Genomic DNA, 14,664 nt, shown 5'->3' with positions numbered 1-14,664 from the left:
CTCTAACTGTGATTTAAACGCTTTAACTACAGGGATATTCGATCGCGAAATTATGTTTTTTGGGGGCAAAAGAGAAACAAAACATTTTTGTCGTCACCATCAGGATTAGTTGTTATTCTCTCGATCAAATCGATAGAGAGACCAAAATGGACGTCAAAGTATTTAAAACGTTTTTAGAAGTTGCGCAAACCCGCCATTTTGGCCGCGCCGCTGAGAACTTATATATTACCCAAGCTGCTGTTAGTGCTCGGATTAAGCAGCTAGAGTCTTTTTTTGATTCAGCACTTTTTATTCGAGACAGAAATAGCATTAAATTGACCTCAGCAGGTGAGCGCTTAGTCGGTTACGCCCAAGTGATGGTCAATACCTTAGAGCAAGCCAAAAATGAGTTAGCCCTAACCAACAATAAAGCGCTGCAATTGACCATGGCGGGGACGCCTAACATTTGGGATGCCTATTTACAGCACTGTTTAAGCAAGGTGACTGACGCCTTTGGTGGCTATGGCTTTATGGCGCAGGCGCTTAGCCGTGAACAGCTTAATCGCAACCTCATTGAGCGCACCTTAGATATGGCGTTTGCCTTTGACCCATTAAAATCAGACGAATTAGTCTGTAAACAGGTGGCCGATTTAGTGCTGGTACTGGTGTCGACGTCGCCATGTGTCCAAGAGCAGGCATTAGCGGATAAATATGTGTATGTGGATTGGGGCACACGTTTTGCGTCGGAGCACGCCGAGCGTCATCATTGTGCGGTGCCGCCGTATTTGCGTACTTCGACTGGGCGTATCGCGCTTGATTTTATTCTCGATAAGGCGGGCGCCGCTTATCTGCCGTTATCGATTGTTGAGCCTTTTTTGGCATCAAAGCAGCTGTATCGTGTTGCGGACGTCGAACCTTGGCATCGGCCTATTTACCTTTCTTATCGTAAGGATAGTAGCTCATTAGAGGCGATCACTAAAATTCAAGAGCTGGTAAAAGAGATCGATCCCTTGACGGCGTATTCGTTGCAACAGATAGGGCAAATGCGTTAGTCCATATCAGCTACTGCTCGTTACCATGGCGGCGTTTATAGGCAATCGCAATGCATAGCGCCGCGCCTCCCCAGGTTAGCGTTAATGCAAGGCACATCATGATTAAGGCGCTGTTACTCATGTTTTTTTTCTCCTTTAGTCGATGAAATCGGCTGGCTCTGCCACAGCTCTCGGTGAGGGGAGCGTTTACTGGCAAAATCGATCAACAGAGCAAATAATAACATGGCGGCCACCAGTCCCCAGCCTAACAAGAGTTGGTCGGCAATAGGGTAATCACCGTAACCATGGAGCAGGGTGTTATAGAGATTCTTAGCTAATATAGTGGCTAAAATGGCAGGGCTTACTATTTGCAAACAGATCTCTAACCAGCGGCCAACATGGAACTCAGAGCAATGATTAGCGTGGCGTCTCACCAAATTGACCTTCAACATCCAAGTGATAATCAGCAGCTCTACTAGGCAGCTCAATAACAGGGCGATGTTATTAATAAAGTAATCGACCAGATCCAGCAGTAGCAGTCCACCACTGGTGGCAAAGGCCATCGACACCAGATAACCGACTGCGCACACAATAATGGCCGCCGTTTTTCGTGGTAGATGAAACTTATCGATGATCGCGCTGATAACCGCTTCAATGATAGAGATGTGCGAGCTTAATCCTGCAATAACTAAGGCCACAAAAAACAGCGGCCCAAGCAGTTGTGGCAGTGGCATCAAATTGATGGCCGTCGGGATGGTCACAAAGGCAAGTCCGATGCCTGAACTGACCACTTCGGTCAAGGGCTTCATCTGTTGCTCAGCCATGTAACCGAGCACCCCGAAAATCAATATGCCCGCCAAAATAGAGAAGCCACAATTGATCAGCACTGTCATAAAGGCATTATTGTTGATGTCGGCTTTGGTGGGCAGGTAGCTGGAGTAAGCTAGCATAATGGCAAAGCCGACGCTTAAGGTGAAAAATATCTGCCCATAGGCGGCGGACCAGACTTGAATATCTAATAAACGACTAAAATCGGGCTCAAACAAGTAGTTTAGACCCGATAGCGCGCCGGGTAACAACAGCACTCGGGTGATCAACACCAACACCATAATAAATAGCATGGGCATCATGATTTTACTCGCCCGTTCAATGCCGCCTTTAACCCCAGTGAACACCGCCATTGTCGTGATGGCCCATGCTAAGCTCATGGCGGCGGCAATGCCCCACTGGAACTGACCTAAATTCGTTGGGGAATTATTACCTAACTGTAGATACTGCTCAAAGAAGAAGGCGTTAGGATCATCCCCCCAACTCTGGCTGAAAGAGAAGCCCAAAAAAGAGAGGGTCCAGCCGATAATGGCCACATAATAGACCGCGATGATGGCGGCAATAAACACCTGAAACCACCCCAACCACTCGAGGCGGAGCCCTAAGTTGGCCCCCAGTTGATTAAAGATACGCGGGGCGGTCTTTTTAAGTTTATGGCCTAGGCTAAACTCCATGATCATAAATGGGATGCCCGCGGTGACCATGGCAAACAGATAGGGTACAAAGAAGGCGCCGCCGCCATTTTCGTAAGCCATATAAGGAAAGCGCCAAATATTACCCAGCCCAATGGCAGAGCCTACTGCGGCTAAGATAAATCCCACCCTCGAATTCCATTGCTCTCGCTTCATCACTCACCTCGTGTCGGCTGGTCTGCTAATGCCTTAATTAACTGTAGCCGTTAATCTATGAATGAGGGGTAAAACACATAAAAACAAAGACAAGCAATAAGCTTTGCGGCGTCAACTCGGCTAGTTCGAGCGCTGCTCAAGCGTCGTGAGCTGCTGATAGATGGCCTGATTATGGGGCGTTGGGATGCCATGAGTGGCAGCGCGCTGGATAAGATAACCCGTTATGGCATCGATTTCGGTTGGCCGCCGATGGGCAATATCTTGATACATCGACGAGAAGTTATTAGCGGTTAAGTGAATAACGTCAAATACCCGCGTAATGAGAGGCTCTCTGGCAAGCGGCACCTGCTCAGCCTGAGCCACCAAGATCACCTCATCAAGCAGCCCTAAGATGGTGTGACGATATTGAGGAGCGGCCAATGCCCCATTGCGACACTGATAAATAGCAGTTAAGGGGTTGATTGCAATATTGACCGCCAATTTCTGCCAGAGCATAGGAATAATGTCGCTACACCACTGGCTATTGGGAATGGCATTAAGTAAGTGTGTTTTCGTCGTTTGTGTCAGTTTCGGGCCGCTAAATAGCCCGAGCTGGGTAAGGCCTGCCCCTGTTTGACGCACCTGCCAGCGCTGTTGCTTTAAGGCCCCTTGCGATGTGGTGCCAAGGCAGAGGGTTCGCCCGTTGAGGTAGGGGGCAAGGGCCAGATGTGGGCCCATTCCATTATGCAGTAATAACAGTTGGCACTCGCGATTAAGGCGAGGTAGCAGCGGTTTGAGGGTCTCGATGACTTGATAGGCTTTAACGCAGACAATCAGCAGCGTGATGTGCTTTAAGTCAGCCTGCGCCTCATCGCTGTTGGGGATGATAACTTGGGCTGTGCGGGTCGATGGGACACCCTTTAGGTCGGTAAATTGTAGCAAGGTCGGTCTGTTATCGGTACTAGCTTGTTGCCGACCGATAAGCAGCGGCGCTTGCCCTGCACTGGCTAATTGATGAAACAGTAATTGACCAATGGCCCCAGCGCCGACTATGGCGATGCTAGGTTGGGGAGAGTCGGTTTGATTTACCGATGATATTTGAGGGCTCATGGCTTGCTTAATTTTGTTGGATGACAGTGGCTTTGATATAGCGTCGATACAACCACAAGCCACAATAAAACAGCATAACACCGAGCATATCGGCGATAAAGTCGCCAAGTGAAGCGCTGCGATAAGGCAGGCGCGATTGTACCGCTTCGATAAAGCAGGCGTAAGCGGCGAGTATCGCTGCCAGACTATACCATTTGGGCTCAAAGGCTAAATGCGTCAGCAAGGCCAGACAGAAAAAGCTGCCTAGATGGCCAATTTTATCTAGATTGGGGATCGCTTGAGAATAACTCGGACGAGAGAAGACTAAATAACTGATCACCAGTAAGGCGATAAGTAGGGCGATTTTAAAAATGAATTTTCTTGAGTTCACAGGTCACGATACATCGGCGAATTTTAGCAATCATAGAAAAATGTCATCCTAAAGTCATTAATAATTAAGTCTGAGTCGTTCGTGCCAGCGTTAACTTTTTTTGGCCTCACTGACAGCAAAAAGGTAAACTAGCGCCATTAGATCGAGCGGCAACATGAGGAATACACATGCCATCAATGGATATCGTATCGGAAGTGAATGAAGTTGAACTGCGCAATGCGGTCGATAATACCCGTCGAGAGCTGAGCACTCGATTTGATTTTCGCAATGTTGAAGCGGAAATCACCTACAAAGATCATCAGGTGACCTTGGCTTCAGAGTCTGATTTTCAATGCCAACAACTGCTCGATATGTTGCGTAACCAACTGAGCAAACGCAATGTTGATCCTGCTTCGATGGAGGTCGCCGATAAGGCGATCCATAGCGGAAAAACCTTCTCGCTTAAAGTGACTTTTAAAGAGGGCATCGACAGCCTAGTGGCGAAAAAGCTGGTTAAACAGATTAAAGATAGCAAGCTTAAAGTGCAGGCGGCGATTCAGGGTGACTCGGTGCGAGTGACAGGTAAGAAGCGCGATGACTTGCAAGCGGTAATGGCATTGGCACGTGAGTCGGATTTGGGGCAGCCATTCCAGTTCAATAACTTTCGTGACTGATAGTTTGTTGCATCAGATGTAAGCGCATCGACTGCGGTTTTAACTAAGTCCAACATGACAGCTATCATAAAAAGCCCTGAGTGAGCCTTCACTCGGGGCTTTTTATTTGCGCTTGAGTCTATGTTGTCATGGGGCGTAGCTAACAGCCCACACTTAACATCTTACATTTAGCATTGGCCAGTTGAGGTTAGGGCTCTGTTTTAGGGGCGACAGAGGTTTGCTCTGCACTGGCTTGAGCTGCACTTAAATCATCGCTTGGGTGAGGCGCAAATTTCTGCACCAATACAATTAAGCCCAACACAGGAAAACCGATAACACTGGCTGCAACAAAAAAGTTGATATAGCCGAAAGCATCGATATAGGCACCTGAAAATCCTGCAATAAATTTAGGAAACAACAACATAATTGACGACAGTAATGCATATTGCGTCGCGCTATAGCCGCTACTCGTCAAGCTCGAGAGGTAAGCAATAAAGGCGGCGGTGGCAATGCCGGCGCTGAAATTATCGATGGAGATCACGGCCGTTAACAGATTGACGTCATAACCCACCATCGCCTGATAGGCAAATAGCAGGTTAGTGAGTGCGACCATCAAGGCGCCTAAAAATAATATTTTCATGGTGCCATAACGGGCCAGTAATACGCCACCCGCGCCAGCGCCGACTAAGGTCATGATTAACCCATAGACCTTGCTGATGGCGGCGATTTCGGCCTTGGAAAATCCCATGTCGACATAGAACACATTCGCCATGATCCCCATGACGATATCTGAGATGCGATAGCAGGAGATCAACAGTAAGATTAAAAAGGCACTGTAGCCATAGCGTTTAAAGAAGTCGATAAAGGGTAAAATACTGGCGGTATAAATCCAAGAAAGTGCCGCAGCCACCACTCTATGATGATGTTTAGCGAGGGCAATTTTAAGCTCTGCTTCTTTGGCGTCAGCGTCCTTGGTTTCCACCTGTGGCTCTTTGCTCATTAAAGTGGTGATGATGCCGACAGACATCAGCGCGGCCATCACGAGATATGCGGTTTGCCATGAAGCAAGATCGTAAACTTGACTACTGGGGCCGACCCATGCGGCTATGGTTAAGGCGCCAGCTGTGGCCACAATCATGGCGCTGCGATAACCCACTTGGTAAGCGGCGGCGAGCGCCGCTTGCATTTTTATCGGTGCCGAGTCGATACGAAAGGCATCGATCACAATATCTTGCGTCGCAGAAGCAAAGGCGACCATAAGTGCAAAGAGTGCCAGGCGTTCCAAATCTTGTACCGGATCGCTCTGACTCATGCCCAAAATGGCGATCACTAATATTAACTGGGCAAACAGCATCCATCCGCGTCGCCGGCCAAGTAATCGGGTAAAAAAGGGCAGGGATAAGCGGTCAACTAAGGGCGACCATGCCCATTTAATGGCATAAGCTAAGGCTATCCAACTGAAATAACCTATGGCGGTTCTGTCGATACCGGCTTCACGCAACCAGAAAGATAGAGTGGAAAATACCAGCATCAAAGGCAAGCCGGCAGAAAAGCCTAATAACAGCAGAATTAACACCCGCTTGTGACAGTAAATAGAGAGTGCATCTTTTACATGAGAAAGGGTCACAGACATACAACAGGTTTACAGTAAGGTGAAGTTAGCTTAAACGCTACGGCGGTAAATAAAAAGCGAAAATCGGCCATAAAAAAGCTCAGCCTACACAGGCTGAGCTTTTTTAGACATTATCATGATAAGGAACAGGGTCTGTTACCTACACAGCCACTTGGACATTGACCGCCAAGGCTCAAGAAATCACAGCATTCGTCTATTTGCTTACGCAAAAATTGATTGCCGCGAATACTCCAGTCAGGCCATTTATCGAAGGCATGTATTAGGTGCCAAAACACTCGCTCCATGTCACTTTGCGCATCACCCTGATGATTAAACTGTTGCCACTCTTCAAGGGTGTCCCATAAATAAAGCTGGATCTCATTGAAATCGAGTTGATTATTCAAAAACGCTTTTCCATATAGAGCCAGCTGGGGCGCTTTATTATCGATGAACTCATTAGGGGTCATCGTTCGCCTCCTTGCTGCTACACCGAAGTAAGTATAGTCAGCCATTTTTTGTTATTGCAATTTTACCCATCTCAATGGCCGAAGGCCAATATGCTGTTGTGGCACGAGATTACGGTAAACCGATTCAACTTGAGTATTGTGGCGCCGAGGGAGGTGCGCCACTGTGATTGCTCGACTTTGTGATGAGGCTAACGCATATTTTCGCTGCCACAATTTACTCGGCAACGACCTTTCACACAAACGACTCTTGCTCACGACTTTCGGGTGCAACTACTCTCTGGGTAATAGCGTTGCCTTGGTTAAGATTATCGGCGTAACAGGCACATCGGGCCATCCGAGCTTGCTATTGATAGCCGTGGGTTGCTGGGCCATGGCTTCAAGTACCTCCATGCCCTGGGTAACCTCACCAAATACGGCATAGCCCCAGCGGCGTTTAGAGGGATCTAAGCGTTTATTATCGGCCACGTTAAAATAAAACTGCGCCGTGGCCGAGTGGGGATCAGTTTCTCGTGCCATGGCGATGGTGCCTAAGGCGTTACTCAAGCCGTTGCCCGCTTCATTGACTATGGGTTTATCGGTCGGCTTTTCGTTAAATTTTGGGTCGAGTCCGCCACCTTGTACCACAAAGTCGGCAATCACGCGATGAAACAGGGTATTGTCATAATGCCCTTTCACCACATAGGTGAGGAAGTTATTGACTGTGATAGGCGCACGTTGACGGTCGAGTTCCACCACAATATTGCCCATGCTGGTTTGTAGCTCAACCTTAGGGTATAGGGTGTCAGCTTGTATATCGACCGCATGGGCCATGTTGCACAGTGACAGTAAAAAACATGCCAATATCCACTGTTTCATGTATCGCTCCTGATGGACTTATTGCTGAATAAACTGGTTGAGTTCGGGATCGTTAATGATTTTGCCCGTTAAATCGCTCAATAGCTCGTTGACGGCGAGCTCCAATGTGGCAAAGTCGGCGCTCAGTGGCCCAGATACCGTATTACGCGCGGTATACCGCTTGGTGAATGTTTGGCTGCTATTGCTGGCAATGACGTTGATGATAATGTCATTGCTGGCTTCGTAGCCAAACGTGGTTTCATTGACGTCGGTTAAGAGTTTCTCTAATTGCAGCTGCATATGGTTAGTGGCGGCGGGATCAATTTGGTAACCGGCTCGGTTAAATCCTTGACGAAAAACCGTATCGAGCTGTTGACGTGGCGCTTCCGATGGGCTCACTAAGCGTGCGGCATCCCCCTCATGATTGAACCGGGCGACAAAGTTGGCCGAGCGGGTATCGATCATTTCAATGGCAATTGGTTTGGCTGCCATGGTATGGGCGCTGATGGCCGGCAGCTGTGGATTCAATGCCATGTGAGTAGGGGCGTTACTGGCACACCCAAACAAAATGCCGGCGGTGGCGATAAGTAAGGTTAAGCGTCGCATAGTGGTGATTTTTATAGTCAAAAGGTGGCATCAGCATACCAGAATCGGCCGTCGATTCCACTCTTAAGCACGCCCCCATGACGGGGGAATGACGTGATATGTTACATGCTTGTTGCTTTGGACTGTTAACTTATCTCAGAAACCGTTAGAGTAAAAAATCGATAACAAAAAACTGGTGCTCAGCGCTGTCGACTCCCTTGCCATGTTATCCCGGCGCATTGGGATTAGCTCCGCAGTAGCGCTTGTTTATGGTTAAACCTGAACAGTCAATGCGAGGTTCCAGTGACAGAGTTAATCTCCCCTGCGGCGCCAGAAAGCCTGATTTTACCCTCAGGAGAAGTCCAGTTTGGCCACTTTGATGGCCCAGTTGATTCTTTGGGACTGGCGCACTTTGAGTACCGCAATAACATGGATAAGCTGGCAAGCCGCTGGGCGCGGCATTTTCATTTTAAGCAGTTTCAATTTGTGTCGCTCCTGACGCCCCGATATGTGATTGGTGTGGCGTTGGCCGATATTGGTTATGTGGGCAGCGCCTTTTGTTATCTGTACGATATTGCGGCCAATACTCTGGTTGAAACCACTTGGCTCAAACCGTTAGCCAAGGGGATGTCGATGTCGCCATCCCCACGTCAGGGCAAGGCGTTCATTGGCGGTCGCCGCGGCCGCATTACTTTTAATCTGGTCGATGGTTTATGGCAACTGAGCCTAGATACGCCGCAGATAAGCGCAGAGCTTGAGCTGCATCCTTTGGCGCTGAGCTTGCCAATGGCGATGTGCACTCCAACGGGCTATAACGGCTGGACCTATACTCAAAAGCATAACGGCTTGCTTCCCAAAGGGCGATTGACCATTAAGCATGAGCCGCAGCCGCTCAACAACGCACTGGCCAGCTATGACTTTTCAGCGGGCTATATGCGGCGTGAAACCAGTTGGCGTTGGGCGAGCATTAACGCTCGAGTAGGCGATGCCATCATAGGGCTTAACTTAGCGGCAGGGGTTAATGAAACTGGCGCCACAGAAAATGTCTTGTGGGTCAACGGGGCGCGGCATTTATTGGGGCCGGTGCAATTTGATTTTTTACGCAATAGTGAGCACATCAGCGATGACTATTGGCGAATAACGTCGCTTGATGGACGGGTGGATCTGCGTTTTAAAGCGCGAAATTGTCGTCAGGAAAAGCTTAATTTATGGTTATTACAGAGTAATTTTCGCCAGTACATAGGTCACTTTGAAGGCGAGGTTATCGATGGCGAAGGCCAGCAGCATCATTTACAGCAGGTGCTTGGTTTAACTGAAGATCATTTTGCGCGTTGGTAAGGGCCGATGCAGGTTGATTTTATTAACGATTGAGCGGGATAAATAAGATGGATTTTGATTGGTTGATATCACACCCAGAAGTATTGCTCTTGGCCTTAGCGCCGATTTTCTTTATCTGTATCCTACTCGAGTGGCAGTACGGCACTCGGCTGAACCGCTTACCGGCGAATGCGGCTTACCATTGGCCCGAAGTATTATGCAACTTCACCTTAGCGGCATTGCATCAGGCGAGCGACATCCTGACCGGTTTGCTGGTGGCTCACCTCTATCTGTGGGGATTTGGTTGGCGCCTATTTGATATTGAGATGGGCGTCGTCAGCTTTATTGGCCTTATCGTCGCCCAAGACTTTTGCTATTACTGGTTTCACCGCGCCAGCCACAGAGTGCGCTGGATGTGGGCGGCCCATGTGGCGCACCACAGCTCAGAGCATATGAATTTTAGTACGGCGTTTAGGCAGAGTTTAATGTACCCATTGGCAGGCATGTGGCTGTTTTGGCTACCGCTGGTTATTATGGGGTTCGATCCCAACTGGGTGGTTTTTGTGGTGCTATTGAACTTAGGTTTACAGTTTTTTGTTCACACTCAAGCGATTAAATCACTTGGACCGCTAGAGTGGATCTTTAATACCCCCTCGCATCATCGAGTGCACCATGGTCGCAATGCGCAATATATTGACAAAAATTATGCCGGTGTTTTGATCATTTGGGACCGATTGTTTGGCACTTATGTTAAAGAGGAGGAGACGGTGGAGTATGGCATCACTAAACCACTTAATAGCGTTAATCCTTTGGTGGTAACCTTTGCTGAGTGGCGTGATATGTTGACCGAGGCCTTCGCTAAAGGGCTTAGCCTTAGGCAGCGTTTAAGGGTGTTATTTGCGCCGCCAAGCACTGCGGTACAAAGCACTGTAAGGCCCATGACGTCAAAGAGCAGCGCCGCTCAAACAGAGTCCGATGCGGCGCAGGTAAATGAGTCGCGTTAATCGGTTGATTTTGCTTTGTTAACCTGTTTTTTGGCTTGTAAAATCACAAATTTGCCGTTGGATGCCACTGTGGTGCAGTTTTTAAAGATGCGCTGCAGTTTAACGTGGTAGGCCAGATGACGATTACCGACCACATGTAAGATCCCACCATCGGCGAGTCGCCTAAGGGCATCTAAAAACATCTGCCAAGCAATATGATCAGTGATGGCTTCGCCTTGGTGGAACGGCGGATTACATAAGACTAAATCGGGTCGAACCTCATCGCCCAAATGGGTTAAGCAGTCATCCCAATGGAAGCAGGCTTGCTCGCCCTCAAGGTCTGGATTATCCAGTTGATTGAGCTGCCAGTTGTAGCGGGCTGAGGCGATGGCCATCTCTGAGTCATCAACAAAATGCAGCCGGGCATCAGGAAACAACTGTTTGGCTCTGAGTCCCAATATCCCGTTACCACAGCCTAAATCGACAATGGACTTAAAATCGCCTTGGGGCATGTTGTCTAACATGATCCGTGCGCCAATATCGAGTTTGTTGGCGGCAAAGACATTGCTTAAATTGCTGATCATTAATTGATATTCAGGCACATTCCAGCGGGTATCTGCTGGCAGCGGGCGGGCGGTGCCGTCTGAGATACAGGTGATAACGCGGGTCTTTTTCCAGGTGAGGCTGGCCGTCGCCGGGCCTAAATGCTGCTTGAGTAGTTGCAGCAGCGCCTTATTTATCGATTTGGCTTTAGCGCCAATATAGACTGTGGTGCCCTTGGCGAGTACCTGAGATAACCTGTCGAGTTGATGGGCCAAATAGTTAAGATTCTTGGGTAATTTCATCAACACCAATTCAGGGCGCTGCGGTAATAGATCGCGGCTATTACACCATTGAATATTGTCGTCAGGCAGCTGGTTACGGCCAAGGTTTTGCAAGGTGCCGAGCTGGCTAGTTTTAGCATCGGTTTCGACAAGCAATGGCCAAGCGTTATTTTGACGAGTCAGGGAGCAGGTTACAGCGCCAAAATTATCATTAATAATGGCAGTGCAACATGGCGTTTGCTGTTGCTCAGTTAAGTGTTTAATCAAGTGCTCATCGGCGGCGTCCCAGGCCTGCAGGTTGGATTCCTGCTTGGCGGGATAACGATAAAGTTCAAGTTCGATATCGGCGACGGAGAATTGAGTTGTCATGACTGCACTGCTACGTTGAATTTGGGGGCGCGATTATCGCAGATTTCCCCCATCAGGTATAGTTAAGCGAGTGAGCCCTAGCATCTCACTTTAAAGGCTAAGGACATAAGGCGCCTTGCTTACCGTTGTTAAGGCCATGGTCGATTTGAGTGCTAACCAAGTGTGGAGCTTGACCTATGTTTATATCCGTTTTCTACTGGCGATAATGAGAGTTAACGATAATGATTAAAGAAGCCAGAGTGTATCAACCGAGTCTGGATTTAGAGGAGCAAGCCCAAGGGGCCAATATCAGTGCGCCTTTTACCTTAGTTGAAGGGTACCTTTCATTGGCGCAGCAACAGGCATTGTGGCAAGAGTCGATGGATTACCCTTTTAATCGCCCCCATATCCAGATATTTGGTAAACAGCATGCGATTCCGCGCAGTCAGGTATGGTTTGGTGACAAGGGGTGTGATTATCGTTATTCGGGGTTATTTATCGAGGCATTGCCTTGGCCTAAATATGCTCAGCGTTTGCAGGAAAAGCTCGCCCGTGAGTGGCGGCTAACCAGTAATGGCGTGCTGGTTAATCGTTATCAAGATGGGCAAGAGTCTATGGGATGGCACAGTGATGATGAGCCTGAAATAGCGCCTCAAAGCGATATCGCTTCGGTCACCTTGGGGGCGAGTCGAGATTTTTTACTGCGCCATAAACAGACAAAGCAGAAGATAAGTTTAAGCTTACACAGTGGTGATCTGCTGCTCATGCACTGGCCGATGCAAGCGTATTGGCAGCACTGTCTGCCTAAACGGCTTGGGGTTAAACAAACGCGGGTTAATTACACTTTTAGGCAATTAACGCCTCATTTTCACCAATGTTAAACGCCGATAGTTTGGCGCTGGATATGATAGGCGCGGCCTAATTGCGCAGAGACCTCACTCGTTTATATGACAATAGAGGGCAGAGCTTATCACTGACTTTTGCTAGCTAGCTCCCACTTCGGTATAAATTAATGTTTTATGCTCAATAGGCTATGGGAGCATTTATTGGAGTCAGCGATGCAAAAAATGATGATTACAACCGTTGTGGGCAGTGTTACCCCTGGGGTGATAAAAGCCTTAGCCGATACCACACGCGCTGCAGGCGGCGAATGGCTAACCAGTAAGGTGATTAAGCTCGATAGCCAGTTTGCGGCCCTACTCAAAGTGGCCATTGCTGCTGATGCGGTACCTGAATTACAGCAAGCGTTTGCCGTCAAGTTTCCTTTGTTGCAGTTTAGCTATAGCGATCAGGCGCAGTCATCATCCCAGCATATGCGCATCTTAAAATGCAATGTCGATTGTCGCGATCGCCCCGGATTGACCCGGGAAATTGTCGATCTCCTATCTAATCTGAACTTAGAGATTGAGCATATGGAGTTTAATCGTGTACATGTTTCGACAATTGGTCAGACAGTATTTTCATCTCAGCTTGCCATTATAGTGCCAGATGAGGTGAGTGATGCCAGTGTGGTTGAGTTATTGGAAGGTGTGTCAAAGGATGCGCGGGTAAGCTTGGGCTGATGGTTGACCTTTTGGCGTCAGCGCAGTAATCTGCCGCCATTATTTTTGTACTCAATTGAGACAATGACTATGTCCGTCAAACAGATTATTACTGAAAAACTCACGGCCGCACTATCTCCTGTTTATTTGGAAGTGATTAATGAAAGCGACAATCATCATGTGCCGCCCAATTCTGAAACTCACTTCAAGGTGATTATCGCCAGTGAGGCATTTGAAGGCCAACGCCTGATCGGCCGTCATCGCAGTGTTAATCAAGCCTTGACGGAAGAATTTGCCAATGGCTTACACGCCTTGTCTATGCATACTTTTACCCCGAGTGAGTGGCAGGCCGAAGCCGATGTACCTAATTCACCTAAGTGCCGTGGCTAATTAACACCGCCTTAGCAATATTGACTAAAAAAGCGCTTATTACATAAGCGCTTTTTTATTGGCTAATTTATTATCTAAAGCTAATCGATATTATTCTGAGCCGCTTTCTCGGCGCACACTTGCATCAACAGCGTTTGATAGCCGATGTATCGACTGTGTAAACCTGTGTGCATGCGCCCTAAATTCTCAATAGTTGAGTGGTATTGTGTGTGAGTTGGGTTATGGGCGTTGAATCTTCGCTGCAGGAGCTTTACATCCGATTAACAGTAACGCATATTAAGTCCAGCGTAATACTGCGTGGGTGATGATTCCCCGCCACTTTAGTTGAGTTTTCGTTGCTGTATCAGCCATTGGCAATAATGGTTGAGTCGCAAAAAGGAGATAAAAGCAATGCCGTTACTAGATAGTTTTACCGTCGATCATACTCGCATGCACGCCCCAGCGGTGCGAGTGGCTAAAACCATGAAAACCCCCAGTGGCGATGCGATCACGGTATTTGATTTACGCTTTTGTGTTCCGAACCAAGAGATCTTAAGTGAGCGCGGTATTCACACCCTAGAACACCTGTTTGCGGGCTTTATGCGGGATCATCTCAATGGCGATGATGTTGAAATTATTGATATTTCCCCAATGGGATGCCGCACTGGTTTTTATATGAGTGTTATTGGTACGCCATCAGAATCTGTTGTGGCAGATTGCTGGTTAGCGGCGATGGAAGATGTGCTTAAAGTGAAGCAACAGTCAGAGATCCCTGAGCTCAATGAATATCAATGCGGTACCTATGAGATGCATTCGCTAGAGCAGGCCAAAGAGATCGCCCGCAATATTATTGCAGCTGGGGTTAATGTTAATAAAAATGATGACCTCAAACTCAGTGATGAGATCCTCAAGGGGCTCTAGTTCACTCGAGGGACTCATGAAACAGTGAACCTTTAATGATAAAAGCAGCTCAGGCTGCGTTTATTTTGTATCAGTATTGGTGTGTT

General features: G+C 48.1%; 17 protein-coding genes. 8 read left to right on the top strand and 9 right to left on the bottom strand.

Annotated features, from left to right (window positions below; genetic code table 11):
- The first annotated feature begins 146 nt into the window (after positions 1-146).
- Positions 147-1,031: a LysR family transcriptional regulator gene (locus DVO77_RS10810; RefSeq protein WP_119978352.1), complete on the top strand. Its 885-nt coding sequence runs from the start codon at positions 147-149 to the stop codon at positions 1,029-1,031.
- A 10-nt stretch (positions 1,032-1,041) separates the two neighbouring features.
- Here the strand turns inward: DVO77_RS10810 and DVO77_RS10805 are convergent, their stop codons facing one another.
- The 4 genes from DVO77_RS10805 to DVO77_RS10790 all read right to left on the bottom strand — a co-directional run bounded on the left by DVO77_RS10805 (position 1,042) and on the right by DVO77_RS10790 (position 4,145).
- On the bottom strand, positions 1,042-1,152 hold the full coding sequence (locus DVO77_RS10805; RefSeq protein ID WP_110457809.1) for a MetS family NSS transporter small subunit: 111 nt from the start codon (positions 1,150-1,152) through the stop codon (positions 1,042-1,044).
- Positions 1,145-2,686: a sodium-dependent transporter gene (locus DVO77_RS10800; RefSeq protein WP_119978351.1), complete on the bottom strand. Its 1,542-nt coding sequence runs from the start codon at positions 2,684-2,686 to the stop codon at positions 1,145-1,147. Before DVO77_RS10800 ends, DVO77_RS10805 begins: the two co-directional genes overlap by 8 nt.
- A 120-nt stretch (positions 2,687-2,806) precedes the next feature.
- Positions 2,807-3,775 carry a ketopantoate reductase family protein gene (locus DVO77_RS10795; protein WP_119978350.1) on the bottom strand — a complete coding sequence of 323 codons (969 nt, stop codon included), beginning with the start codon at positions 3,773-3,775 and terminating at the stop codon, positions 2,807-2,809.
- 7 nt (positions 3,776-3,782) lie between these two features.
- Complete coding sequence (locus DVO77_RS10790; protein WP_119978349.1) at positions 3,783-4,145, bottom strand: VanZ family protein; 363 nt, start codon at positions 4,143-4,145, stop codon at positions 3,783-3,785.
- A 167-nt stretch (positions 4,146-4,312) separates the two neighbouring features.
- Here DVO77_RS10790 and DVO77_RS10785 point away from each other — a divergent pair, with 167 nt between their 5' ends.
- Complete coding sequence (locus tag DVO77_RS10785; RefSeq protein WP_119978348.1) at positions 4,313-4,798, top strand: YajQ family cyclic di-GMP-binding protein; 486 nt, start codon at positions 4,313-4,315, stop codon at positions 4,796-4,798.
- Between the two features lie 187 nt (positions 4,799-4,985).
- Here the strand turns inward: DVO77_RS10785 and DVO77_RS10780 are convergent, their stop codons facing one another.
- From DVO77_RS10780 to DVO77_RS10765, 4 genes are all read right to left on the bottom strand, one after another.
- The gene (locus tag DVO77_RS10780) at positions 4,986-6,410 is read right to left on the bottom strand and encodes an AmpG family muropeptide MFS transporter (RefSeq protein ID WP_110457804.1); all 1,425 of its coding nucleotides are present in this window, start codon (positions 6,408-6,410) and stop codon (positions 4,986-4,988) included.
- Between the two features lie 113 nt (positions 6,411-6,523).
- Positions 6,524-6,856, bottom strand: a complete 333-nt coding sequence (locus DVO77_RS10775) for a hypothetical protein (protein ID WP_110457803.1) — start codon at positions 6,854-6,856, stop codon at positions 6,524-6,526.
- Positions 6,857-7,126: 270 nt separating this feature from the next.
- Positions 7,127-7,711 carry a peptidylprolyl isomerase gene (locus tag DVO77_RS10770; protein WP_119978347.1) on the bottom strand — a complete coding sequence of 195 codons (585 nt, stop codon included), beginning with the start codon at positions 7,709-7,711 and terminating at the stop codon, positions 7,127-7,129.
- A gap of 18 nt (positions 7,712-7,729) precedes the next feature.
- Positions 7,730-8,296: a YajG family lipoprotein gene (locus DVO77_RS10765; RefSeq protein WP_119978346.1), complete on the bottom strand. Its 567-nt coding sequence runs from the start codon at positions 8,294-8,296 to the stop codon at positions 7,730-7,732.
- A 282-nt stretch (positions 8,297-8,578) separates the two neighbouring features.
- Between DVO77_RS10765 and DVO77_RS10760 the strand changes: the two genes are divergently transcribed.
- Together DVO77_RS10760 and DVO77_RS10755 are read left to right on the top strand one after the other, a co-directional pair.
- Positions 8,579-9,613: a DUF2804 domain-containing protein gene (locus tag DVO77_RS10760; RefSeq protein WP_119978345.1), complete on the top strand. Its 1,035-nt coding sequence runs from the start codon at positions 8,579-8,581 to the stop codon at positions 9,611-9,613.
- A gap of 47 nt (positions 9,614-9,660) precedes the next feature.
- Positions 9,661-10,596: a sterol desaturase family protein gene (locus DVO77_RS10755; RefSeq protein WP_119978344.1), complete on the top strand. Its 936-nt coding sequence runs from the start codon at positions 9,661-9,663 to the stop codon at positions 10,594-10,596.
- Here the strand turns inward: DVO77_RS10755 and DVO77_RS10750 are convergent.
- Complete coding sequence (locus DVO77_RS10750; protein WP_119978343.1) at positions 10,593-11,768, bottom strand: methyltransferase; 1,176 nt, start codon at positions 11,766-11,768, stop codon at positions 10,593-10,595. The genes DVO77_RS10755 and DVO77_RS10750 overlap by 4 nt on opposite strands.
- A 221-nt stretch (positions 11,769-11,989) precedes the next feature.
- On the opposite strand from DVO77_RS10750, the gene DVO77_RS10745 reads away from it, so the two are divergent.
- The 4 genes from DVO77_RS10745 to luxS all read left to right on the top strand — a co-directional run bounded on the left by DVO77_RS10745 (position 11,990) and on the right by luxS (position 14,578).
- On the top strand, positions 11,990-12,628 hold the full coding sequence (locus tag DVO77_RS10745; protein WP_110457797.1) for an alpha-ketoglutarate-dependent dioxygenase AlkB family protein: 639 nt from the start codon (positions 11,990-11,992) through the stop codon (positions 12,626-12,628).
- 177 nt (positions 12,629-12,805) lie between these two features.
- Complete coding sequence (locus tag DVO77_RS10740) at positions 12,806-13,309, top strand: ACT domain-containing protein (RefSeq protein ID WP_110457796.1); 504 nt, start codon at positions 12,806-12,808, stop codon at positions 13,307-13,309.
- 69 nt (positions 13,310-13,378) lie between these two features.
- The gene (locus DVO77_RS10735; protein WP_110457870.1) at positions 13,379-13,678 is read left to right on the top strand and encodes a BolA family protein; all 300 of its coding nucleotides are present in this window, start codon (positions 13,379-13,381) and stop codon (positions 13,676-13,678) included.
- A 390-nt stretch (positions 13,679-14,068) separates the two neighbouring features.
- Complete coding sequence (gene luxS, locus DVO77_RS10730) at positions 14,069-14,578, top strand: S-ribosylhomocysteine lyase (RefSeq protein WP_110457795.1); 510 nt, start codon at positions 14,069-14,071, stop codon at positions 14,576-14,578.
- Positions 14,579-14,664: the final 86 nt, after the last annotated feature.

Source organism: Shewanella algidipiscicola (assembly GCF_003605125.1).
In the GTDB taxonomy this organism is placed as follows: Bacteria; Pseudomonadota; Gammaproteobacteria; order Enterobacterales; family Shewanellaceae; genus Shewanella; species Shewanella algidipiscicola.
This window is presented reverse-complemented; position numbering and strand designations above follow the sequence as displayed.

Bases quoted from the DNA above. Each gene is read 5' to 3' on its own strand.
- DVO77_RS10775 (WP_110457803.1), bottom strand. From the start codon at position 6,856: ATGACCCCTAATGAGTTCATCGATAATAAAGCGCCCCAGCTGGCTCTA.
- DVO77_RS10785 (WP_119978348.1), top strand. From the start codon at position 4,313: ATGCCATCAATGGATATCGTATCGGAAGTGAATGAAGTTGAACTGCGC.
- DVO77_RS10805 (WP_110457809.1), bottom strand. From the start codon at position 1,152: ATGAGTAACAGCGCCTTAATCATGATGTGCCTTGCATTAACGCTAACC.
- DVO77_RS10755 (WP_119978344.1), top strand. From the start codon at position 9,661: ATGGATTTTGATTGGTTGATATCACACCCAGAAGTATTGCTCTTGGCC.
- DVO77_RS10765 (WP_119978346.1), bottom strand. From the start codon at position 8,296: ATGCGACGCTTAACCTTACTTATCGCCACCGCCGGCATTTTGTTTGGG.
- DVO77_RS10770 (WP_119978347.1), bottom strand. From the start codon at position 7,711: ATGAAACAGTGGATATTGGCATGTTTTTTACTGTCACTGTGCAACATG.
- DVO77_RS10800 (WP_119978351.1), bottom strand. From the start codon at position 2,686: ATGAAGCGAGAGCAATGGAATTCGAGGGTGGGATTTATCTTAGCCGCA.
- DVO77_RS10780 (WP_110457804.1), bottom strand. From the start codon at position 6,410: ATGTCTGTGACCCTTTCTCATGTAAAAGATGCACTCTCTATTTACTGT.
- DVO77_RS10795 (WP_119978350.1), bottom strand. From the start codon at position 3,775: ATGAGCCCTCAAATATCATCGGTAAATCAAACCGACTCTCCCCAACCT.
- DVO77_RS10750 (WP_119978343.1), bottom strand. From the start codon at position 11,768: ATGACAACTCAATTCTCCGTCGCCGATATCGAACTTGAACTTTATCGT.
- DVO77_RS10810 (WP_119978352.1), top strand. From the start codon at position 147: ATGGACGTCAAAGTATTTAAAACGTTTTTAGAAGTTGCGCAAACCCGC.
- DVO77_RS10740 (WP_110457796.1), top strand. From the start codon at position 12,806: ATGCAAAAAATGATGATTACAACCGTTGTGGGCAGTGTTACCCCTGGG.
- DVO77_RS10735 (WP_110457870.1), top strand. From the start codon at position 13,379: ATGTCCGTCAAACAGATTATTACTGAAAAACTCACGGCCGCACTATCT.
- DVO77_RS10745 (WP_110457797.1), top strand. From the start codon at position 11,990: ATGATTAAAGAAGCCAGAGTGTATCAACCGAGTCTGGATTTAGAGGAG.
- luxS (WP_110457795.1), top strand. From the start codon at position 14,069: ATGCCGTTACTAGATAGTTTTACCGTCGATCATACTCGCATGCACGCC.